This is a genomic window from Shewanella marinintestina (genome assembly GCF_023283845.1).
GTDB lineage: Bacteria > Pseudomonadota > Gammaproteobacteria > Enterobacterales > Shewanellaceae > Shewanella > Shewanella marinintestina.
On the sequence record NZ_JAKILC010000010.1, the window covers coordinates 105,450 to 127,342 of the forward strand.

The 21,893-nt window shown below is 42.5% G+C and carries 20 protein-coding genes and 1 pseudogene; 5 read left to right on the forward strand and 16 right to left on the reverse strand.

The features are described 5' to 3' along the window. Positions 1-55: 55 nt before the first annotated feature. The 10 genes and pseudogenes from L2747_RS12615 to L2747_RS12660 all read right to left on the reverse strand — a co-directional run bounded on the left by L2747_RS12615 (position 56) and on the right by L2747_RS12660 (position 10,645). On the reverse strand, positions 56-946 hold the full coding sequence (locus tag L2747_RS12615) for a DMT family transporter (protein ID WP_248999377.1): 891 nt from the start codon (positions 944-946) through the stop codon (positions 56-58). Positions 947-1,104: 158 nt separating this feature from the next. Further along, positions 1,105-2,202, reverse strand: coding sequence for an alkene reductase (locus L2747_RS12620; RefSeq protein ID WP_248999378.1), 1,098 nt, complete (start codon positions 2,200-2,202; stop codon positions 1,105-1,107). A 111-nt stretch (positions 2,203-2,313) separates the two neighbouring features. Next, entirely contained in the window at positions 2,314-2,691 is a 378-nt protein-coding gene (gloA, locus tag L2747_RS12625; protein ID WP_248999379.1) for a lactoylglutathione lyase, read from the reverse strand. Between the two features lie 230 nt (positions 2,692-2,921). Next, a complete protein-coding gene (locus L2747_RS12630) occupies positions 2,922-5,108 on the reverse strand; it encodes an OsmC domain/YcaO domain-containing protein (protein ID WP_248999380.1) in 2,187 nt (728 codons plus the stop codon). A gap of 245 nt (positions 5,109-5,353) precedes the next feature. Further along, on the reverse strand, positions 5,354-5,629 hold the full coding sequence (locus L2747_RS12635; RefSeq protein ID WP_248999381.1) for a hypothetical protein: 276 nt from the start codon (positions 5,627-5,629) through the stop codon (positions 5,354-5,356). A gap of 156 nt (positions 5,630-5,785) precedes the next feature. Then, positions 5,786-6,430 (reverse strand): flavin reductase family protein, encoded by a 645-nt coding sequence (locus L2747_RS12640; protein WP_248999382.1) that lies wholly within the window; start codon positions 6,428-6,430, stop codon positions 5,786-5,788. An 11-nt stretch (positions 6,431-6,441) separates the two neighbouring features. Continuing rightward, positions 6,442-7,923: pseudogene (locus L2747_RS12645) on the reverse strand (cryptochrome/photolyase family protein); the annotation flags it as partial. Continuing rightward, a complete protein-coding gene (locus L2747_RS12650) occupies positions 7,847-8,893 on the reverse strand; it encodes a deoxyribodipyrimidine photo-lyase (RefSeq protein WP_248999383.1) in 1,047 nt (348 codons plus the stop codon). The pseudogene L2747_RS12645 and the gene L2747_RS12650, both read right to left, overlap by 77 nt. A 107-nt stretch (positions 8,894-9,000) precedes the next feature. Then, complete coding sequence (locus tag L2747_RS12655; protein WP_248999384.1) at positions 9,001-9,255, reverse strand: DUF3081 family protein; 255 nt, start codon at positions 9,253-9,255, stop codon at positions 9,001-9,003. Positions 9,256-9,466: 211 nt separating this feature from the next. Continuing rightward, positions 9,467-10,645 carry an ankyrin repeat domain-containing protein gene (locus tag L2747_RS12660; protein WP_248999385.1) on the reverse strand — a complete coding sequence of 393 codons (1,179 nt, stop codon included), beginning with the start codon at positions 10,643-10,645 and terminating at the stop codon, positions 9,467-9,469. A gap of 492 nt (positions 10,646-11,137) precedes the next feature. Between L2747_RS12660 and L2747_RS12665 the strand changes: the two genes are divergently transcribed. Then, positions 11,138-11,326 carry a hypothetical protein gene (locus L2747_RS12665; RefSeq protein ID WP_248999386.1) on the forward strand — a complete coding sequence of 63 codons (189 nt, stop codon included), beginning with the start codon at positions 11,138-11,140 and terminating at the stop codon, positions 11,324-11,326. A 67-nt stretch (positions 11,327-11,393) separates the two neighbouring features. Here L2747_RS12665 and L2747_RS12670 read toward each other — a convergent pair whose 3' ends face one another. Continuing rightward, the gene (locus tag L2747_RS12670) at positions 11,394-11,795 is read right to left on the reverse strand and encodes a ribosome recycling factor family protein (protein ID WP_248999387.1); all 402 of its coding nucleotides are present in this window, start codon (positions 11,793-11,795) and stop codon (positions 11,394-11,396) included. Between the two features lie 258 nt (positions 11,796-12,053). On the opposite strand from L2747_RS12670, the gene L2747_RS12675 reads away from it, so the two are divergent. Then, positions 12,054-12,602, forward strand: a complete 549-nt coding sequence (locus tag L2747_RS12675) for an acyloxyacyl hydrolase (RefSeq protein WP_248999388.1) — start codon at positions 12,054-12,056, stop codon at positions 12,600-12,602. Positions 12,603-12,693: 91 nt separating this feature from the next. Here the strand turns inward: L2747_RS12675 and L2747_RS12680 are convergent, their stop codons facing one another. Then, entirely contained in the window at positions 12,694-13,779 is a 1,086-nt protein-coding gene (locus L2747_RS12680; protein ID WP_248999389.1) for a DUF3083 family protein, read from the reverse strand. Positions 13,780-14,202: 423 nt separating this feature from the next. On the opposite strand from L2747_RS12680, the gene L2747_RS12685 reads away from it, so the two are divergent. Together L2747_RS12685 and L2747_RS12690 are read left to right on the forward strand one after the other, a co-directional pair. Continuing rightward, complete coding sequence (locus L2747_RS12685; RefSeq protein ID WP_248999390.1) at positions 14,203-14,796, forward strand: GNAT family N-acetyltransferase; 594 nt, start codon at positions 14,203-14,205, stop codon at positions 14,794-14,796. After that, a complete protein-coding gene (locus tag L2747_RS12690; RefSeq protein WP_248999391.1) occupies positions 14,793-16,991 on the forward strand; it encodes a hypothetical protein in 2,199 nt (732 codons plus the stop codon). The genes L2747_RS12685 and L2747_RS12690 overlap by 4 nt, the downstream gene beginning before the upstream one ends. Before the next feature lie 51 nt (positions 16,992-17,042). Here the strand turns inward: L2747_RS12690 and L2747_RS12695 are convergent, their stop codons facing one another. The 4 genes from L2747_RS12695 to L2747_RS12710 all read right to left on the reverse strand — a co-directional run bounded on the left by L2747_RS12695 (position 17,043) and on the right by L2747_RS12710 (position 20,032). Continuing rightward, on the reverse strand, positions 17,043-18,065 hold the full coding sequence (locus L2747_RS12695; RefSeq protein ID WP_248999392.1) for a metal-dependent hydrolase: 1,023 nt from the start codon (positions 18,063-18,065) through the stop codon (positions 17,043-17,045). Between the two features lie 38 nt (positions 18,066-18,103). Beyond that, positions 18,104-19,084, reverse strand: a complete 981-nt coding sequence (locus L2747_RS12700) for a glucosaminidase domain-containing protein (RefSeq protein WP_248999393.1) — start codon at positions 19,082-19,084, stop codon at positions 18,104-18,106. A gap of 182 nt (positions 19,085-19,266) precedes the next feature. Next, positions 19,267-19,515, reverse strand: coding sequence for a DUF3297 family protein (locus L2747_RS12705; RefSeq protein WP_248999394.1), 249 nt, complete (start codon positions 19,513-19,515; stop codon positions 19,267-19,269). 187 nt (positions 19,516-19,702) lie between these two features. Then, positions 19,703-20,032: a DUF3861 domain-containing protein gene (locus L2747_RS12710; RefSeq protein WP_248999395.1), complete on the reverse strand. Its 330-nt coding sequence runs from the start codon at positions 20,030-20,032 to the stop codon at positions 19,703-19,705. Positions 20,033-20,420: 388 nt separating this feature from the next. Between L2747_RS12710 and L2747_RS12715 the strand changes: the two genes are divergently transcribed. After that, positions 20,421-21,659, forward strand: coding sequence for an NRAMP family divalent metal transporter (locus tag L2747_RS12715; protein ID WP_248999396.1), 1,239 nt, complete (start codon positions 20,421-20,423; stop codon positions 21,657-21,659). The last annotated feature ends 234 nt before the right edge of the window (positions 21,660-21,893 follow it).

A 21,893-nucleotide genomic window follows, 5' to 3' on the forward strand; every position in this document is an offset into this window, starting at 1 on the left:
CCCAGACTATAATAGTAAAAAGCCAGCTAAATTAGCTGGCTTTTTTTATCCGCTTTTATGCTGATTTAGTTAGCTCCATCTTTGCCAACTCCACCTTAGCGTAGTACCTAGAAAGCTTGATATAGATAATCAAAGACAGAAATATCACTCCGCCGCCGAGTAACTTTTGCGGCTCTAGAGTCTCACCTAGTACACTAATGCTAAGCAATAGAGTCCAAATCGGTTCTAAGATCATTAGCAACGCAGCAGTTTCCATACTGACCTTGTACTGTCCCATTGTCTGCAATAAATAACGCACTGAAGTGGCCATAACAGTCGAAAGCACAAACCATACCAGCAATTGATTAGAAAACTCTACAGCTTCAGGCTCAGTATAAAGTGTATATAACAAGCCGACTAAACCAACAACAAATAGCTGCAAACAGATAGATACTAGCGGTTTAAGCTTGCCACTAATACGCTTATTCATCACAAAATGTACCGACAACAATGCCGATGCGAGCAAGAACAATAACTGGCTCGACTCCATCTTCCAGCCATTGGTTAAGCTCATTAACATCATGCCGCTAACGCTGACTGGCAGTGCAATCCAAAAAGCCCGATTGGGCTTAACTTGAAACAGTAACCAAGCCGTTAGCGGGGCAATAATCATCGCTAGACTCATGATAAACGCGCCCTCAGATAAGCCATCACTTATCGATACCGCATAAATCCATACTTGTAATGCTAAGCCTAAAAACACCCCGACTCCGCAGGCCGACAACACTTGCTTAGCGCTTAGCTTAAGCAAACTTTTATAGCAAAAAGGCACTAAAATCAGGCTTGCGAGTATAAATCGACTCGCGATAAACATTTCTCCCGCCATCGATTGCACCACAACTTTTGAGGCAATCCAGCCCATTGCAGCCAATAAGGTGGCGATAAACAGATACAATACTCCGCGCATTCTGAGCACTCTTAAAAAGGAGATGGATACGTTATTTTGATATGGAGAGAGAAGTGACAACATCAAAATAGCCAGCATAAAAACAAAATAGCAATCCCACTGACATGGGATTGCTATTGGTTTAGCACACTATTTTAAATTAGGAAGTGCGGGTAATGCTACTGATTATATTCACTGTAATCAGTTAATCCCTTTTCGCCACCTCCAAACAGGGTGGCAGGGTCGTGCTTAGCAAGCTCAAAGCCATATTGAATACGCTTAGGTAAATCAGGATTAGCCACAAACGGACGACCAAAACCAATCATATCAGCAAGGCCATCAGCAATTGTTTGCGCCGCTTTATCAGCGTTATATTTACCGGCATAAATCAGCACACCATCAAAGGCATCGCGCACGGCACGTTTAAATGCTGCAGGAGTTTCTGGCGCATCGTCCCAGTCCACTTCAGCAAGATGTAAATACACTATTTTATGCTTATTGAGTAACGCTGCCGCTGCGGTGTATGTCTGTTCCGGGGTCGCATCGACAGTACCATTAAGTGAGGTAAATGGCGCTAGACGCACACCGACTTTGTCGCTACCAATGGCATCCACCATAGTCGCAACCACTTCATCTAAAAAGCGTAAACGGTTTTCAATGCTACCACCGTATTCGTCAGTGCGGTTATTGGCCTCTGAATCAATAAACTGATTCACCAAATAACCGTTAGCCGCGTGCAGTTCAATGCCATCAAAACCAGCTTCAATTGCATTTAGCGCGGCTTGACGGTATTGACCAATGACCATGTCGATATCGGCTTTTGTCATTTCGCGCGGCTCAACCACTTCAACAAAGCCCGGCTCATCACTGCCATTATCGATAAATACTTTTACGCCTTCCGCTTTCAGTGCCGATGAGGAAATTGGCTGCTCACCACCAATATTATCAGGGTGTGTCACACGGCCAACGTGCCATAGCTGAGCAAATATAACCCCGCCTTTGGCATGTACGGCGTCAGTAGTTTTCTTCCAACCGGCAATTTGTGATGGGCTATAAATACCCGGCGTCCACGCATAGCCCTGGCCCATTGGCGAAATTTGGGTGCCTTCGGCAACAATTAACCCCGCAGATGCACGCTGAGCATAATAGGTCGCCATCATATCGTTCGCTTCATTACCCGGTTGAGTAGCGCGCGAGCGGGTCATTGGTGGCATCACAATACGGTTATTAAGTGTATGGCGACCAAGTTGTACTGGTTGAAATAATGCGTTTTTCATTTTAAATGCCTCTTAATCGACGCTGCTATGCGCTGTTAAATTCTGATGACTGTGATAAACCTGTGCGACGAACTAACGTGGTTAACTTGAGATATAAATTATCGTAATCAACTAGCTAAGCTGAATAAGCTCTATTTGATAGCCATCAGGATCGGTAATAAAGGCAATATGAGTCGAGCCACCTTTTACCGGCCCCGGTTCGCGAGTCACATTACCGCCAAGCGCTTTAATCTTGTCGCAAGCAGCATAAATATCATCGCTACCTAACGCCAAGTGGCCAAATGCAGTACCTTTTTCATAGCTGTTGGTGTCCCAGTTATGGGTTAATTCGATTGTGGTGCCGCCAGCTTCAAAGCCAACAAACACTAAGGTGTAGCGGTACTCAGTGTTGTCTGTTCTTTCAAGTACCTTCATACCCAACACTTTGCTGTAAAACTCAATTGATTTGTCTAAATCAACAACACGCAACATGGTGTGTAAAAACTTCATCTTTAGCTCCAAAACACATTCGCTGATCTTGCTAGCAGGGATGATTATCACTCCCGCGTAAGCAATCTATGGAGGCTATATTAAGGTAATTAACCCAAGATAAATAATTATGATATTTTCTTATTATGATAACTTTTTGTTATCAACAGAAACAAAAAAGCGAACCGTTTAATCAAAAACGGTTCGCTTTAATCAAGCTAATATTTATTATTTAGCGTGCAGGTGAGTGCCTACTTTGCTGCAGCCTTAGCGCGAGCGCTATGCAGCTTCTTGTAGCTTTCAATCAAGCGTAAGTGTGGCTCAATGCCTTCAAGTGCCATACTGGTCTTGGTTAGACCGTAGAAACGCACTTCACCGCTAACGGTGCCTACTACGTTTTGCATGACATCGATGCCAAACATACGGTTGAAGTTATGGATAAAGTGTTCAAGCTCAAGCTCTTCGTCCATTTCCACTTCAAGTACTGCGCTAACCGCTTGATAGAACAAGCCACGTTCAACCGTGTTGTCGTTAAACTGTAGGAAACTATCAACTAGCTCCATCGCCTCTTCTGCAGCGCCAAGTGCTAGATAGATTAAGATTTTAAGCTCAATAATCGTTAGCTGACCCCATACGGTGTTTTCGTCAAACACGATACCAATCATGGTGCGGATGTCAGTGTAGTTATCTAACTGGCTCTCTTCTAAGCGGTTAACTAAGTCCACTAGCTCTTCATCAGAAAGCGAGTGCAGATTAAGAATATCTTCGCGGTACTCCAGTGCCTTGTTGGTGTTATCCCAAATAAGATCATCGACTGGATACACTTCTGAGAAGTCTGGTACCAACATACGACACGCTGATGCGCCGAGTTGATCAAATTCAGCGGTATAAACCTCTTTACCTAAGTCAGCCAAAATGCCAAATAAGCTGTCAGCTTCTTCTTGGGTGGTGCCAGAGAAGTCCCACTCGCAGAAATCAAACTCAGCATTGTTGCTAAAGAAGCGCCATGAAATCACACCTGTTGAATCAATAAAGTGTTCAACAAAGTTTTCCGGTTCAGTGACTGCCATGCTGTTAAAGGTTGGCTTTGGTACATCGTTTAAACCTTCAAAGCTACGGCCTTGCAGCAGCTCTGTTAAGCTGCGTTCTAATGCCACTTCAAAGCTTGGGTGTGCACCAAATGAGGCAAATACACCGCCAGTTTTCGGGTTCATTAGGGTCACACACATCACTGGGAACTGGCCGCCTAATGATGCATCTTTAACAACAACCGGGAAACCTTGCTCTTCAAGACCATTAATACCTGCAAGAATGCTTGGATACTTTTCAAGCACGCTCATTGGTACTTCTGGTAGAACAATTTCTTGCTCGATGATCTGGCGCTTAATTGCACGCTCAAAGATCTCTGACAGACACTGAACCTGTGCTTCTTGGATGTTGTTACCCGCGCTCATACCGTTACTTAAGAACAAGTTCTCAATCAGGTTTGACGGGAAGTAAACCGTTTCACCGTCTGAGTGACGAGTATAAGGAATACTGCAAATACCGCGGTCGATATTGCCCGAGTTAGTATCAATCAGATTAGAGCCTGCAAGCTCGCCTTCTGGGTTGTAGATCTCAAGACAATATTCATCAAGAATGCCAGTTGGCAGTGAGTCATCGTCAGTTAGTGCGAACCACTTTTCATTTGGGTAATGCACAAATTCACTGTTCGCAATCTCTTCACCAAAGAACTGGTCATTGTAGAAGAAGTTGCAGTTTAGACGTTCGATAAACTCGCCCAATGCTGAGCACAATGCACTCTCTTTGGTTGCACCTTTACCGTTAGTGAAACACATAGGTGATGCCGCATCACGAATATGCAGTGACCACACGTTTGGCACGATATTGCGCCATGATGAGATCTCAATCTTCATGCCTAAATCAGCAAGCATGCCAGTCATGTTGGCAATGGTCTGCTCAAGCGGTAGATCTTTACCTAAAATGTAGGTGCTCGCATCACTATCATCTTGTCCCATCAGCATCGCATTGGCGTCTGCATCTAGGTTTTCAACGGTTTCAATCTTAAATTCTGGGCCAGTTTGCACCACTTTTTTAACAGTACAACGCTCAATCGAGCGCAAAATGCCTTGGCGATCTTTATCAGAAATATCGTCTGGCAATTCAACTTGGATTTGAAAAATTTGGTTATAACGATCTTCAGGATCAACGATATTGTTTTGCGACAAACGAATGTTTTCAGTTGGAATATCACGAGCCTTACAATACACCTTGATAAAGTAAGCCGCACACAAAGCAGATGATGCTAAGAAGTAATCAAATGGACTCGGTGCTGAGCCATCGCCTTTATAACGGATTGGCTGATCGGCGGTGACGGTAAAGTCATCGAACTTGGCTTCTAATCTCAGATTATCGAGAAAGTTAACTTTGATTTCCATTAGATATGATTTCCACTTTGTTGCGAGCGTGCCTAAAGAACAAGTCTAGTGTATGAGTTGTTTGCTCAATAATGAGCATGTTACTCAACGAGTGTTAAGGCTAAATAAACGTATTGGGGAATTATCGGTGTTTTTTGCGCATTAGTCTTGGGTTAATTAACTAAAAGCACAGATTACGGTAAATTAACGCCCTACAAACGAGCTAATTAAGAACACTTTATTGAAGATAGTTTATTGAGAATAAACTATTGCTGTTGTTCTGATTCACGTTTAACTAAAACAAAAGTCAGATACATTTTGGTCGGCAGCGACAACACCATGCCAAAGGCCACGCATACGGCGCTAATGATAATACCGCTAACACCCATAGCATGAATCGTGTCGTTAAAATTATGCAGGTAGATCCCCAATAAAATTAAGCAAAGCCCAATTGAGATACAGACTTTAAGCAGAGTAATCAGCTTACTATCGCTTACTTTGCTGTCTAATAGCTTACGGTTTAATAGCTTGAGATCTGACACTCATCCCCCTGCTCAATCAAGTACAACTTGATTATGCAGGCATGATGTTTTTTTGTGCTGATACAGATCAAACTTAGATAAGCTAGCGCTAAATAACCTTTAAATATAAATAGCCATTAAACTAAAAAAACTGCGGGTTGAATGAACTGAAACCTGTCAGGCATCTATCGGCAGTGTCACCAAGGCTTTATCAGGTTTTGCATAACTTAAGCGCGCCAATCTTTGGGTTTGGTGATAGCTATCAAGCCCTGAAACGGCAACACTTTCCAGCGCTTCAATATCAATATAACCATCGTCTTTTAGGCCTGACTCATCCACCATAATATGAGTGATTTCGCCTATAACTAAGATTGTACCGTTAATTGCCAGCGGCATTATTTCTCTCAGCTCAAGCGAAAATTTAAGCTGACTTTGCGCAACAAAAGGCGCCTCAATACCAGCAACAAATTCAGCAGATAAACCGACTTTTTCGAACTCTGACACCTCTGCGGCATAACGCGCTGAAGTTTGATGCGCCTGACGATAGATATTGGCTGACACATGGTTAATGGTATAGCAGCCTATTTGCTCAATATTGCTTAAGGTATCGCGCGGCACGCTATCTGGGCGAATAACCATCCCCATCAATGCAGGGCTAGCACCGAGGTGAAAACACGAGCTAATTATCGCCACATTGCTATGCCCGTCTTCACTTATCGTTGCGACTAAATTGGCGCTTTTAAATCCAGATAAACTATTAATCAAGTGTGCACGCGCGCGTTGCTCCATCTTATCTATGTCATCAAACCCGATATGTTTCATTATCAATATCCTTATAAATTATCGATATGGGCGAGTAAATGCTCAGCCCGCTGTAAAATAAGTTGCTGTGTCTGCTCTGGCTTTTTTAGCCAGTTTGCATAAACCATACGCGTGCGTGGATTAGCCTTAAAATCATCAATATGCTGCTGCATAAAATGCCAATAAAAAGCATTCAACGGACAAGCATTATCGCTGTGGCTTTGCTTAACCTCGTACTGACAACCGCTGCAGTAATCACTCATTTTATTGATGTAGTTACCGCTGGCGGCATAGGCTTTAGAGCCCACAATGCCGCCATCGGCAAACTGACTCATACCACGGGTGTTCGGCATCTCGACCCATTCGATAGCATCGATATATATGCCTAAATACCAAGCATCCACCTCATCGGGATCAATACCGGCGATTAAGCAAAAGTTTCCGGTTACCATTAAGCGCTGAATGTGGTGTGCATAGGCATAATCGAGCGATTGCTTGATAGCGTGCTGCATACAATTCATTTTGGTGTCGCCATCCCAAAACCAGCTTGGCAACTGACGATTAGCAGCAAGGTGATTAAGGCTGGCGTAATCTGGCATATTGGCCCAATAAACGCCCCTAACAAACTCGCGCCAACCTAGAATTTGCCGTATAAAACCCTCTATTTGCGCCAAGGTGATGGCGCCATCACTTTGCTCAAAATAGGCTATAGCAGTGTCGACCACCTGCTGTGGGCTTAATATTTTGGCATTGAGCGCAAACGATAACCGCGAGTGATACAGGCTCCATTGCTTTTTGTATTCTGCAGTCGTGACTTGTTCAACTTTGGCGTCTGAACCGAGCGCTAACTCGCCATTTACAGGCGCTGCGGTCATGTCTAACTCATGGGTCATCGCATCTTGAAAGCGACCAAAATTGACTAAACAGTGACGACAAAAAAACTGCAATAGTTCATTAGCTTGTTTGCGTGTTGTCGGCCACAACAGCTGTTGGTGGGCAGCCCCAATCGTGCTGACATGATGGCGCTCTAGCCTAGCTAATATGGCGCTGACATCGTTAGCAAACATCAGCGGCGCAGGCACAGCGTCAAAGTCGGCCTTTTTGAGCTTTTGCCGATTATCAGCATCATAATTCCACTGACCACCAGCAGACTCATTACCTTGCATTAATAGATCAAAGCGGCGACGCAGCTTGCGATAGAAATGCTCTAAACGATGCTTTTTACCCGGTGCAAAATAATCACCAAGCTCAGCATCAGTCAAATAAAAGTGCTCAGTTTCAAACGCGAGACTGGTAATCTCCAACGAAGCGGTAAACTGCGACAACTGCTGACGCAGCCGATATTCATCGGGTAATTGATAGTGAAACTCGCTCACTTGATGCTCAGTAATTAACTCCATCAATAACGCCGGTAAATCCGCGTATTGCGCAGTGTCATCAAGAGTCAGATGTAGCACCTGGTGCCCAGCTTGTTGTAAGGCTTTTGCAAAAGCCTGCATGGCAGCAAAAAAAGCTGGTCAATGGCGCGCTACTCGCCATGCCCTTAAATTGAAAAAGTTTTACGCCTATACGCTGCGCCAACCAATGAAAATATTCACGCCACAACAACTCAAAACCAATCCAGTAACTCGATTCACTCGGACCTTGCTCTAGTTCAAAATGCTTAAGCGCGTTCCATACTTGCCGAGCAGACATATTGCCATTAGCAAGATACGGACTAAATTTGGTGGAATTGTCAAAGCCATCTAGTGCATTACGCGTGGCTTTATAGCTGTGGGGGAGCGATGTTAAAAAGTAATTGCTCAGATGCTGCTTAGCAGCCAACTCGCCAGCCTTGAACAAAGTACTTGCACCAACGTTGTTATCTGATAACCAATCTTTACTCACTTTAAACTGTGCTGATGCCTCAGTTAAGCCAACGGTTTTAGGCAGCTGCTGTGGCCAAGTTTGGCAAGGTTTTGCCACGGGTAATAATGACTTTTCCAACTTGCGACGGAAACAAGAAAAACTCGTAAACACGTCACCAAGGGAACTAATTTGCTCAGCATCAAACAAGCTGTTGCTCCACCTTGAGATAAAGTTAACAGACGCTTGTTCGTTTGAAACCTTACTCCACTGTAACTCAAGGCGCTGCCAATTGTGTTGTTCGATATAGCCTGCAGAAGCCGTACGCCCCACTAAGGTAAAACCTTCATTTTTAATTAACGCTGACAAGACGCTATTTGGCTCACCAGTTAAGATCTGCAATTGATGGCCATAGCCTTGCAGTTGCTGCTTAAGTACAAGTAACGACTGAATAATGAAACAAAGGCGGCGCTGCCCCATTGCGGCCTGTTGGTAGCGAACGGCAATAAAGTCCTGCGGGTTAAAAATATAAACCAGCGCCACAGACTCAGTATGTTGCAGCACATAGTTAAGGGCTGGATTGTCACTTAGCCTTAAATCATTGGTGAAGCAAAAGAGTGCTTTTTTGTGCGGTGACATGCGCTTGCCTATCGTTGCTACTGGTAAGGGGTATTACGTAGCAACATAGAATTGAGATTCATTTTTTATCGGGTTCTGTGGTAAAAAACTAATTATGTTTAACAAGGTTATGGAGGATTAAGCTGTCTAAATCGCGTTTGAATGAGTGTATTAAACTCATTGTAGGTCAGCCGCTTTTGATACTCATAAGCAAAACGGCCGTGAAACATCAGCGTCATCACTAAGTCTTGATAGCCCAAATAACAGGTGTAGCCATCGATATCATGCCAGGCCGTTAAGCCATCTAAATGATATTTATCATCACGTTTTATGCCGTTAGCAACCACATGATTAAAAACGAATAGATGTTTCGATAAAGACATAAAGACCCCTTGGAAGCTTTGCTCATCACAGTGCTAATAACAAAGCCCCTTGCTTTGGCTGCAGTGATAAAGGCACCTATTGGCCTCTACAGAGGTAAATACGCATATACCTCTAATCTGGTTTACAGTTTTTTTGCATCATAAAAAAGGGATAAGCCGTAAAGCTTATCCCTTTAGTTCATGTTGAAGGCATCAATATCGAAAACCGCTGTTACATCGCCTTCTTTAATATTTCAACAATGTCTTGATGCTCACGGTCTACAGCCAAATCCATCGCGCTTGAGTCATGAATATTCTGATGATGTATCGTCTTGGCAGCGCCATTAGCAAGCAGTAACTCAACAATCGCAGCACGTTCATTATAATTACCAATAACAGCCTTAATTAGTGCTGTATTACCATCGTCACTGAGCGCATTACTATCGGCACCAGATTGCAGCAATAATGCCACCACCTCGGCAGTGCTTTGACCGGATGCAGCCATCAGTGCGCTCTCAGCTTCATCATCTAAGCCGTTAACGTCTGCGCCCTTTGATAATAACAACTGCATGATTGGTAACATGCCGTTAAAACTGGCGATATTGAGTGCTAACGTGCCATAACTGCCCGCTTGATTGGGATTAGCGCCAGCTTCAAGTAGCAAACTGACAATCTCGGCAGTACTGCTTTTCACTGCATGATTAAGCGGGGTATTTTTGTACCAATCGCCCTGATTGACATCTGCGCCAGCTGCTATCATCTTAGCAACTAATGCGGCGTCTTTAGCTAAAATGGCTTGAATAAGCGCGGTAAAACCATTGGCATCTAGACCATCCTTATCAAAACCATGTTCATCAAAACGATCATCGTTTTCATCGTCGTCATCAAAATCATCATCGTCGTCTTCATCATAATCATAGCCGAAATCAGCGCCGTGGCCTTGCTCAAGCCCTTCAACATAGCCGCTTAATCCCGGCCAATTGCCACGATCGCAAAAATCATTAAACTCGACAATCGGCTCATTGGGCGATTTCTCAATGAGGGTTTCTAATAATTGGGTCGACCACTTCAACGTCTCAACCGGCTTACCTAAGCTGTTGTGATGAAAAACCGCTATTTGTGCGGTCACCTTATTAGCAGCAAAAGCACTAACTAACACCTTTGCTAGTGACTTGACCTCGTCCACTTCGCACTCAAGGCTGAATAATAGCAGCTGCTTTTCAAGCCTAAAGGCATAGATGTCGCCATCGAGATGATCAAGCTCAGGGATCAACATCTTTATCGCAGCATCAGCTGTCGTACTTAGTTGCATACAGATAAAGTAAGGCTCATCGTAACTATCCAATCCATCAAGATACTCGTGGAGTACATCATCAAGTTCTAATCCATCAAAAATATTACTGCTAAGCATGTAAACCTCATTTTCGTCTTAAATCTACAACTGGTTCAGGCAAGTTCACCACCTGTTTACTTTCGAGTAGAGTATAAGTTAGTCGGATTTGGTTCAAGTTATTGGTTTTAAAAGCGATAGCAATAACTCAGCTTTTGTAAATATTGGCGCTTATGCCTTACTTACTTGTGCCATTTTAGCCACACATTTCTACCTTAAGCAGTGGTTAAACTCAAAATTAGTCGTATCGTCCAAGAAGAGCAACAAAGCAACATTTAGTACTACCAACCAACTTTTAATCACCATAAAAAAGAGATTTGTATCGACAAAATAAACCGATAAAACCATAACCTTTGCGGTAATTGATTTAGATCAATGAGCTCCTAACGCTTTTGATGTCATATAAAGGTGAGCTTGATCACGCGGTGCGATTTTCACTTTCAAAACAAGCTCACACAAATACAGATAAATCTCTTTTAAATAATAATGAAACCTAAAATATAGAGGTACCCTATGGAACTCCTACCAAATTGCTATACCGACCTATGTGTTAATGGAAAATGGTTTCACTATGATCACGGTGAAAGCTCAGTATTTATGCTTAACGGCAGTGTACCTATGACATTTGAACTCAATTCATTGCCTAAAACCGAAGATGAATTAGAAATGCATTTAGAGGCTATCTCAAACCAACTTATATAAAAGTTTAAGGTAGGCCTGCTCAAGGCCTATTATTGAAGCAGTGATGTAAAAAGTAGTTATTCTCGAATTACCAAGCGTCTGCATTAAAGCGAGCTGTTCTGGCCTCGGTCATAGTGCAGCCAGTAAGGTGGATAAGTTCAGCCAAGGTTATATTGGGCTCTTGGCGAATGAAACGAGCAAGCTTATCCTCTAAAGACTCGAGTTTATCAGCATGATTGAGTAGTCCAGCATCTAGTTTTTTTATCAGATAAGCAAACTCAGCTTTGCTCATCGTTAACTGCATTGCTTTTAGCTGCCGTGTAAAAGATTGGACCTGCAGGGCCTCGCCCGTTAGCCCCCAGTTTCGAGAACGACGCACACGTTTAAGCTCACACCCCCATTGCTTAGCAACCGATTGCGCCAACTTAACAGGCTCTCTACCAATGCGATGAATAAGTGAGGGCAATGCAATAGTAATACGCTCAATCATTAAGGTCTGTGTACTCGTAGATGTGGTTTTGCCGTTTTATCATTTTGACTATTTTTTCAGGCTCAGCTTATTATCTCAAGCTTTAACCAACAAATAGTTAATGCTAAAACCACACCGAGCTTATCCCCATTGGCTAATGATGCTACTCATCCCAATAACAAGACTTATGCAGTTTCACTTTACAGTTAAAACTCAACTACCCTTAATACTCATTCTTAGTATTGTCCTCATATGGAGTTAACGCCTATAGGAGTTAAGGTGAGAACATTTTTTACATCATATACTCTAGTGATCAAATTAATACTGTTATCGCTTTTCTCCAGCCCTATCTATGCTAAGTCAGGGCTAGAACTCGCCTATGGCTTCGCTCCGGCAAAAAACAGCCATCTACGTGCTGGCGATACTTGGCGAGTCTCATATTCACAACCTATCAATCACTTTGATGACTTTTTATCCCAATATAATATTAACTTAAGACTTGAGTTATCAGCTCAACATTGGGATGAATTGGGTTCAACAAACAATCATGTTTTTAGTCTTAACCCCATGTTTCAATACCAATGGCACTTTGAGCCAATGTCTGTTTATTTGGAGTTAGGGATTGGCGCCGCCTACAGCCATAATACGTATTACCTCGACCGTAACTTAGGCTCTAATTGGCTATTTGAAGATAAACTAGGTATTGGCATTATCATTAATCAGCACCATCGACTCGGTGTTTCCATTGCTCACTATTCCAATGCCGATCTTGCCAATCATAACGATGGTGTCGACTCAATAAGCATACACTACGGTTACTTATGGTGAGCCTTATGTTTGCTTACATTCAAAATCAAAACGCCCTTGTCGTATGCAAGGGCATTTTGTCTATCTCAACGGTGGTATCACACCAAAGGGATTAGCTAATCAACTGCGAAGGCGCTTGGTAACTAATATGCTGATGGAATCGAACCATAAGATCTTCGCGCGATTTATCAAACTCCAGATCGGCAGTAAAGATCTTAAGTGCTTCTTCCACTCGGTTTAAGTAGCGTCCAAGCCCACCTTCTTTACTGTCTTTCACTTCAGCGGCAATAGTAAAACTGACCGTTTCAACAAGGCGATTACCGTCCCAATGACGGATAAACTGCTGTTGCTCTAAATTTGGGTCAAAGCCAAGCATCTGTACTTCGTCAGTACCGTCAACTTGATCAAATTTACTATTGCGCACTAGCGGTGTGAGGCCGTTAGCAACCATAGCGATGTGCTTAAGTTGCTTAGCTGCTGTCGCTTGAATAAAGCCATCTTCTAGCTTTTGGTAAAGCGGTGTAAAGTCGTTAGTGCCCGCAGGTAAAAACGCTTTTTTAAGCTTACGACTTATCGGTAGCTTTACCGTCACATAGCATAATGAACCATGCCCTTCTGGCAGTGGACATTCACGCGCTTTATATCTGTCGCTGATAGAGCGCAACTTATAGCCATAGCTTTCTTTTTTGCCTTTCGCTTTGGCGAACAGGTCATAGGACAAATGTTGATGGTCGCGAATTTTAACCTTAAGGTTTGGCTCGGGCAGCTGCGGCATTAAGTTGGCTAAGAAAGATTGCACCTTGATGTGAAAATTAGCTGAATTACTACGAATATCTTCACCGGTTGCCAAAAATACAATTCTAATTTTACGGGCGCGGTAATCATCTTTGCTATGTAAGCTTTGAGCTTCATGGTACTCAGGGTTGTAGAAAAAGATGATTTGCTCAGCAGTTGGGAAATTGTAGGCTTCTGTATGAAAACGCACTACGGGTAACTTATCGTTAGTGATGACATGCAAGTTATACAGTTCTTGTTGCTCACCTAAATCAAAAATCGTTCGACTCAGTGACTCGTAGCAAGTCTTATAATCTGCGTAGTGAGCAAGTAATGCATCGGTAACAATAATTTCTGCACTAATATACTGGTTACTACGAACGTCCTTGGGTATGTACACTTTTTGCTGATGGCTAAGGGACATGAATACTCCTTGTGATAAGTTAACCATACATAGTTTCACGCTTATATTAACGGCCAACTATGACGAAAATTCGGTTGTAAAAACGCGCTTTTATCTACTGAGCCCAGCCTACGATCTGAATATGATTTATTTATTAAAATAGAAAGCCTCAAAGCAAACAAATCACACAAAAAGCACACCCAAGTCACACTTTTAAACATTCCATTAAAAATGAGTACAATACAGCCCCTAACCGTTATAACAGACTGTTACTTTATCCAAGCTATTGCTAATCCCAATGATACTCGAGTGGGCCCGTTAACCTATTTTTAAACCCCTTATCGGTAATAGGTAATGACTAAGACAAAACCGATATCTTGTTTTTAACGTCGAGTTTAGGCAAGATTTGATGTGATTTTTACAATTATAAAAATATGGTAAATCATGCAGATAAAACAACTTAAGCAAGCTATTGGTCCGCTGTGGCAAAGCGCCATGTCGATTTATTGCCAAGTGTTTCCTGATTGGGAACGCGAACCCGTTGAGGCTTTGCAGCATGCAGTTGATGACGCGAGTTCTCGCTGCGTTGTGCTCTATGAAGGTGACTGCGTTTATGGTGTATCGTTAACAGAACTTTACCCTCAGCATGAGTTTGCACTATTAGGTTATCTGTTTATCGCTCCAGAGCGCCAAGGCCAAGGCTTAGGTAAACAGCTTTGCAATGAGCTATTTGCATTCTTTCAGCAGCAACAAGACTTAACATGGCTGCTCGTAGAAGCTGAAACAGGCCCTGAAGCTTTTTATCACAAACTCGGTTTTAGTCGATTTAATATTGACTATTTATCACCGCATTACGACGACATGGGCTCAACACCTATGGCACTTATGTCCCTTAGTAAAGCGCCTAACTCGTTACCTAGTCCACAGCAACTTTGGGATCTAGTTGAGCATATTTTTGTTCAAAGTTATTACTTAAGCAGCACAGATCCAAGACTCAACCACCAGCGTGACAACATACTCAATAAGGAAGCACTATGACCCTGGATATGGATCCTAACCAACAATCCATTATTGATACTTTTTTCGAATACATTCGCGCTGAAGATTTTGAGCAAGGTTTTCACTGGGCCAGAAAAGCATTACAAAGCTACAATTCGAGTGCATTTGAGATCACAAACCAACTTGAGCAACAAGCTAAGATTGATAAAGAACAGTTACAATCACTGCCACCCGCTGAAGTTCTATTATTATTCTGTGCTTGTTACAGCTATGCCCGCCACGAAATTGAAGAGAGTAACTGGTACCTGCATGCCGAAACCTTAGTTAAATCAAGCATTACAGCCCTTGAAACATTGCCAAACTCAGGTTTAAGTAAAGCATTATGTGCTTTCGCGGCAATTCAAATTGATATCTGTTATATCGACCGAGGCATATACACCAGCCAAGATTGGCTAATGGCTGAAGCAGCAACCAATATTGCTAATCATCTTGCCCACGTCAGTGCACTGACCAATAGCTTCAATACCACTGAACACCAGCTATACGCCAAATACCTTGTTCCTGAATTTGCCGCTTATCAACACTTTAATGACGGCATAAGCATTATTGCCGAGCTATACGCTATTCGCTGGGGGGAGCCTACATTACTAACTGCTAAGATGACCCAATTACGGCCTAAGTTTATACAAGCAGTCAATGCGCTAACAGCTGATGACAAATACATCATGTCAACGGATCTTGAAGCACTGTGGCCACCTTTAACCTTCTTTAGTGAAAACAGACAAAAAGCCTCAGGTGAGCTAATTGTTGAGCGCGGTATGATAAGTATTTCCTACTTTGCCAATATCAATCACCTTGTAACGAGAGAGTTAAGGCAAACCTTAAAAGATATTGTTGCCAACGCCCCAGCCAAGCACCCTCTTTATCTAAGTGATTGGGCAGCAGAAACGCCGCAAAGTAATATGTTAAATGACATTTGGGCCGGCATTGCCAGAGACTTTGAAGATATCTATTCATGGCAGCTACCAGAGCTAAGCTTACCGTTTCGTAATAAAACCGACAGCGGTCAACGACTAACGTTTGATGTCGAACTTATTTACTATCCAATGGGCATATTTGCACTGAATCTAAAAGCACCACTCGATAATGTCACTGCGAGCGGCGTTCGTCACGCCATGTCTTTAGGTACCCCCTTTGCGATGGATCAAGATATGCGCTGGCACGATCAACAAGTGGGTCTGTTAGAAGATTTTGCCAAACATCGTTTTAGCGAACTTGGCGATATCTTAAATCGTTTTTTTGACCACTATAAAGAAGAGGTCGACGACTTAATCATTTTTAACACCTCGGAAAATCGCTTTGTCTCGACCATGCTAGATAGAGTTGCTGAACGCATTGGCGATAAGCACCAAGCCATGACCGCTAAATCTCTTAAGTCGCACTTTGCTTACCCAGCCTTTGTACTACCGCAGCGAGAACTCCGAAGTGCCGTTGATGATTGGTGCCTGCGCAGCGTCACCCACGAGCAACATAACCTTAATCGAGACTGTTATAACCACGACGAGTTTGTGTTTACTAACCACCATGAATGCGTACTGGGTTTATTACAGCAGCCGAATTGGGTACTAGAGCAATCATCAGAAATGATGGAGGTTGCAGCAGCGGTCAATAACCTGTTTCACCTAACCAATAAGCTACTCGACAAACAGCTACGGATAAACTTAGAGCAAGCCGTCCCTAAGCTCAAAAGCAAAAACGCCTCAGCGGCAAAATTGCGAGCTCAGGTTAAAAAGCTTACCGATGAAGGCGAGTGTTTAAAGCAGTTTACTATTGATGCTCACTGGTTATTAGATCTGATTAATGCAGGTAGTATGATGACCTTCCCAGACCATACTAGGATGATCCAAAAGGTCTTTCATTATATGGATTTTGAAAAGCTGCACACCCGCACTCAAGATACCTTAGATAAAATCCAGCATCGCCAACAAGAGATCATCAACGAAACCGGTAAACTTTACGAAAAAATTCGTACCCGCAACAGTAAACGATTTACCCGCGTCTTATCTGGTTCAATGGCGCTGATCTCAATCGGTGCATTAAAAGATATTTTTGATATTCTCAATGGCAGTAAAATGGGCTTTGAGATCTCAGGTCCCTTACAAGTCAGTATTGTGACCTTTTTTGGTATGTTACTGGTGATATTGTTAATCAATAAAAATGAAGGCGATAAATAATTGACGATAACGCGGAGCTGCAAGGAAATCCTAGTCGCTCCGCGGGTGACTTTAGCAAGTTGCCGCTGCACATAAGTCTAAGCTTGCATTAATGCTTTGGTCACCTAGAGCACGGTCACGTAGCTTGCTCATATCACCTCTAGTAGTACCTTGAGGCAAGCGAGTGGGCAGTATCGGTTGCCACTTACCATTATCGCCTAGCTCTGCAAACTTGAACTTAAAGGCCAAGTTACCAAACATACCCAAGCGTAAATCACTCACAACCAAATCGTCAGCTTGCACGTCATAGCGCACAAAATCATGAGTAAAGGTTTGTAGTGCTGTCAGCTCACTAGGCTCTACAGCTAACGGCCACTGACCCTTAGGCTGAGCGATAAACTCGATATTAGGTTGATTATCTAATACCGATGCTAAGCCCTCCCAATAACGTTCGCCGTCGAGGAACACCACTCGCCACAACAAGGTATTTAACGGCGTTGGCGTAATAAAAACAGCATCTGCATTTATCGATACCGCAGCGATGCTAGCTTCAGCTCGGTTCTCAATCAGCCCTTTGGCAAACAGTGTCCAACCCAAATAGACTGATGATAGTATCAAGCCAATCGCGCAGCACCGACTCAGTAATGGCCGTTTTACTAAGCCAACGCCAATAGCAATAAGTAATGGCAAGGTATACAAGGGATCAATAATAAACACGCTCGACAACGAATAATAACCTGCAATGGGCCAGAGTAACTGGGTGCCATAACTCGTAAACGTATCTAGTAGTGGGTGAGTGATTAAGCTCGCAGCAATAAGAAACCACAATCGAGAAAATGACCAACCGGCTAACGGTTTAAAACGTTTAAATAAACCAGCTAGCAATAAAGAAAACGGCAATAATATTAATAACGAATGTGAGAAACCACGATGCTTAACGGTATTACTAATATCATCACCGTAATCAATAAATACATCCAAATCAGGTAAAGTGCCAAGCAATGCACCTGCAAGTAATACTTTAGCATTGCAACGTTTCCCCGCTATAACGCCAGCAACCGTGGCGCCTAACGCCGCTTGAGTAATAGAGTCCACAAAAAAATCTCTCGTTAGTATTATTTTAACTTAGAAAATTACCGCTTAATCGGTTCATTAAACCGATAACGCTTGCTGCCTGTCTCAAGTAAATTTGCTTTAGCGTAACTATCTAAACTATGTCGCTTAATCAATGCGCGCAGGTTATCTACGTATGCTTGGCCTCTGGTCGAGTAATGAGTCAAAGCTTGCACCAACTCATAACCTGTTAATTGATTTTTCTGCGCTAAAGCACGGCGTAATATTCTAAGCTCTTGATACGCTAAAGTCGTATTCAGGTTATGCATGTAACTCGCCGTACTTTGGTACAAATTAGCAAAAGCAGCCACCTTTACATCGCCACCAGGCGTCGTTAAATAGTCCCCACCGCTTTGTGATAAATGCTCACCGAACAGGTTATTGCCAGCTTTAGCAAAATAACTGCTGCCCCAACCACTTTCATCTATCGCCTGAGCCAGCACCATACCAGTAGGCACTATATCGAGCCGCAGCAAAAGCTCATCAATATTTTTAGACTCTACAAGATATGTATCAAACAAGCCTTGTAACCACTGAGTTTCCGCTGCCGACCACTGTGATTTAGGCTTTGCTGATAGCGTAATAACCTGCGCTCTGACTCGTAATAACTGGTTATTAACCGCCTTAATCGTCGGTAACATTAAACGAATAAAACCTGAGATTTTATTAGCTACCGTAAGCTCATTTAAATCATTAGGTAGGTTTTCAATAAAGTAACTAGGGAGCTGTTGGCTTTGGAGTACAGTGCTCAGTTGATAGTGATTATTGTCAAACTCTGCAATCAAATCTTTTGCTTTATTTAAACGGATAACGGCAACGTCAGGATAAATCTTTGTCAGCAGTTCAGGTGGTAAAGGCAGCGCTTTATCAATATTTTCAAAGGCATTTAAGCTAAGCTTATGAGTTTGGAGCTGAGGTTGTTCGCGCGCTAAACTGATATTGGCAAAAGCCATGGGGGAAACAAGGAAGATAATACTAGCGATAATTTTGGCTAAAGACATTCAAGCCCTCTACTTTGTGCTGTTTACTCGGTTAGATTAACCAATATATATCAGCGAAATGACAATACCAATCAGTATCAAAAGCAGTTTATCTTTAATGAGTTAATAACAACAAAATTACGCCAACAAAAAAGGCCGCTAACGCGACCTTTTAATTGATTAAGCATAATAAAAGCTTATGTTTACTTATAAAATGCTTCAATAGTGCCTTTTACAGTGATCATCAAAGGCTGACCACGACGGTCTAATGCTTTGTGAGAAGGCACTTTAACCCAACCTTCGCTGATGCAGTATTCTTCAACATCAAAACGCTCTTTACCGTTAACCGTAATACCGATATCGAATTCAAAAATAGCTTCCACATGATGTGGGCTACGTGGGTTAACTGAAAGACGATCTGGTAATGCTGGTTTTGCAGTAGTGTCAGTCATAATCCTGGCCTGTAGTATAAATTGCTGTAAATAAAAAGTGCGCTATTGTAGGCAATACAAGGCCTATGCTCAATAGCGACCGTCACAAATGTTAGTGGATTCTCGCCAGTATTCAAGACACAAACTTTTTTCACTATTGAGTCCAGCTTTTCTCTCAACCAATAACAAGCATACTCTTATAAAAAACCTAAGAATCACGAGTATCTGCAGGTTTATTGTTATTCACCGTGTTTTTCAGATGCTGCATAAACGTTTTAAAGTGCGGCATAAAATCCACAAACAATGGATGTTTACGATCCCCCATCATCACTGGCCCTAATAGACGTAATGCAACTCCGACTCTAGTCGCCAATGATGCATCTAAACCGCTCGCTTGTTTGAGGCTTTCAACAATTTTGAACAGATCTTCTCTATCTTCCAACTCAAACTCTAATGTCCTCCCCTTAACTTGCTCATCTATGCCAATTTCTTCAATGGTGATTCGATAGCAATTATCTTTTCTAACTTTAGTACCCATAGTGACCCCTGCATGTTAACCCTGATTAAGTTATCGCTCAGAGCGTGATTCACGTCAATAAGCCCAATCAGTACACGTTATCAACGAACCTTAAATATGCTCTTATTTATAGCGGCTTGAATCGACATCATTCATTTAGCGCTCTCTAAAAAAACGGATATACAATCAACCTACAATGCCCAAGATATTCATGGCTAAAATTGACTAGTCCTCTGAAATTAACCATGAATTTGTTGACTTGCTTATAGGTAATCATTAATATCCGCCCCCAGCAAAAAGCGGCCCGCTGCGGCTTACCCTATCTTTTCTTTTTGCTCTATATCAGCTGATCTCGGTCAGTTGTTTCTCTATTTTTATAAAGTGAGAGACAACCATTTTTGAGACCAGAATGACCAGCCAAACCGCACCTAAAATAACACCTACAACTAGCGTAACAAATACTCACGCTTGGAAAAATAAAGCAATTCTTAGTGTTGCCTTTTTAATGGCAATGACATCAGTTGGCCCAGGTTTCCTAACCCAAACGGCCGTATTCACCAATATCTATAAAATAGATATGGCATTCCCTGTTTTTGCCTCAATGTTTATCACATTTGCCATTGTCATGAACCTATGGCGTATTGTCGGAGTTTCTGGTTTACGGATCCAAGATATCGCGAATAAGATTGCCCCAGGTGCAGGTTATTTTATCGGTATTTTATTAGCCCTTGGTGCTGTGGCTTTTAACTTTGGTAACGTCAGCGGTGCTGCACTAGGGTTAAATGTGCTAACCGGTGTTGATACCATCTGGGGAGCACTATTTACTGGAGTAGTAGGTTGCCTACTGTTTGTTTTGCATAACGCCTCAAAGCGCATGGATCAAATGGCCCGTTATTTAGGCCTGTTTATGATAATTCTAATCGCCTATGTTGCCATGACTAGCTTACCACCTATGGGGGAAACTTTAACCGCTGCGGTCATGCCTGTTGATATTGGTAACCTAATACTACCAACGCTTACGATCGTCGGCGGTGCAGTGGGCGGCTACTATACTGGCGCACAAAGATTGGTTGATATAGGACTGCAAGGCAAAGACAACATAGGCGCAATTAAGTCTGCTGCTTGGGCGGGGATCTCAATTGCCGTGGTTATCCGAATCTTATTGTTCTTAGCTGTATTTGGCGTTATTGCAGCTGGCGGCGTATTAGATACAAGTAACCCTGCAGCCGATGCGTTCAAACAAGGTGCCGGTGATTTAGGTTATTTTATTTTTGGTCTAGTGCTATTTGTCGCCTCGATTACCTCAGTTGTAGGTAATTCATATATGGCAGTGTCTTTAGTTAAAACCCTATTCCCTGTAATTAAGCGCCAAGAAAAAGCGTGCTGTATTGGCTTTATCATATTCACCAGCGTTGGCACTATATTGATGGATATGCCTATTTTATTGTTAATGTTGGCAGGCCTGATTAACAGTTTAATCTTACCTATCGTGCTAGCATTTATGCTTACTGCTACTCGTCGCAAAGACATTGTTGGCGACTATAAGCATCCGCTTTACTTGTCGCTCATGGGAGTTGTGATTGTATTGGGAATGGGCATAGCAAGCTTTGGCAATGTAGGTAACTTTATCGCTAAGTTTATTATCTAACAATCCTTATAACATTGGCTCGGTTCAACTAAACCGCGCCAATGTCTGTTCTCACGACCTCATCCGACTCGCCTTTTTGGTGGCCAATCCCGCATTTGTATTGTATTACTCACGGTCTCATACACTAAAGTCCTAACTACAAATCCCCTATTCACCTGTATTGTTCTCCCCATTCACGTTAAAATGCGCAACAAAAATAACACCCTTACTTAACAATGCATGGGTTAGTTATCT

Coding starts and splice junctions, on each gene's coding strand:
- L2747_RS12615 (WP_248999377.1), bottom strand. CDS start 946: ATGCGCGGAGTATTGTATCTGTTTATCGCCACCTTATTGGCTGCAATG.
- L2747_RS12620 (WP_248999378.1), bottom strand. CDS start 2,202: ATGAAAAACGCATTATTTCAACCAGTACAACTTGGTCGCCATACACTT.
- gloA (WP_248999379.1), bottom strand. CDS start 2,691: ATGAAGTTTTTACACACCATGTTGCGTGTTGTTGATTTAGACAAATCA.
- L2747_RS12630 (WP_248999380.1), bottom strand. CDS start 5,108: ATGGAAATCAAAGTTAACTTTCTCGATAATCTGAGATTAGAAGCCAAG.
- L2747_RS12640 (WP_248999382.1), bottom strand. CDS start 6,430: ATGAAACATATCGGGTTTGATGACATAGATAAGATGGAGCAACGCGCG.
- L2747_RS12650 (WP_248999383.1), bottom strand. CDS start 8,893: ATGTCACCGCACAAAAAAGCACTCTTTTGCTTCACCAATGATTTAAGG.
- L2747_RS12655 (WP_248999384.1), bottom strand. CDS start 9,255: ATGTCTTTATCGAAACATCTATTCGTTTTTAATCATGTGGTTGCTAAC.
- L2747_RS12660 (WP_248999385.1), bottom strand. CDS start 10,645: ATGCTTAGCAGTAATATTTTTGATGGATTAGAACTTGATGATGTACTC.
- L2747_RS12665 (WP_248999386.1), top strand. CDS start 11,138: ATGGAACTCCTACCAAATTGCTATACCGACCTATGTGTTAATGGAAAA.
- L2747_RS12670 (WP_248999387.1), bottom strand. CDS start 11,795: ATGATTGAGCGTATTACTATTGCATTGCCCTCACTTATTCATCGCATT.
- L2747_RS12680 (WP_248999389.1), bottom strand. CDS start 13,779: ATGTCCCTTAGCCATCAGCAAAAAGTGTACATACCCAAGGACGTTCGT.
- L2747_RS12685 (WP_248999390.1), top strand. CDS start 14,203: ATGCAGATAAAACAACTTAAGCAAGCTATTGGTCCGCTGTGGCAAAGC.
- L2747_RS12690 (WP_248999391.1), top strand. CDS start 14,793: ATGACCCTGGATATGGATCCTAACCAACAATCCATTATTGATACTTTT.
- L2747_RS12700 (WP_248999393.1), bottom strand. CDS start 19,084: ATGTCTTTAGCCAAAATTATCGCTAGTATTATCTTCCTTGTTTCCCCC.
- L2747_RS12705 (WP_248999394.1), bottom strand. CDS start 19,515: ATGACTGACACTACTGCAAAACCAGCATTACCAGATCGTCTTTCAGTT.
- L2747_RS12710 (WP_248999395.1), bottom strand. CDS start 20,032: ATGGGTACTAAAGTTAGAAAAGATAATTGCTATCGAATCACCATTGAA.
- L2747_RS12715 (WP_248999396.1), top strand. CDS start 20,421: ATGACCAGCCAAACCGCACCTAAAATAACACCTACAACTAGCGTAACA.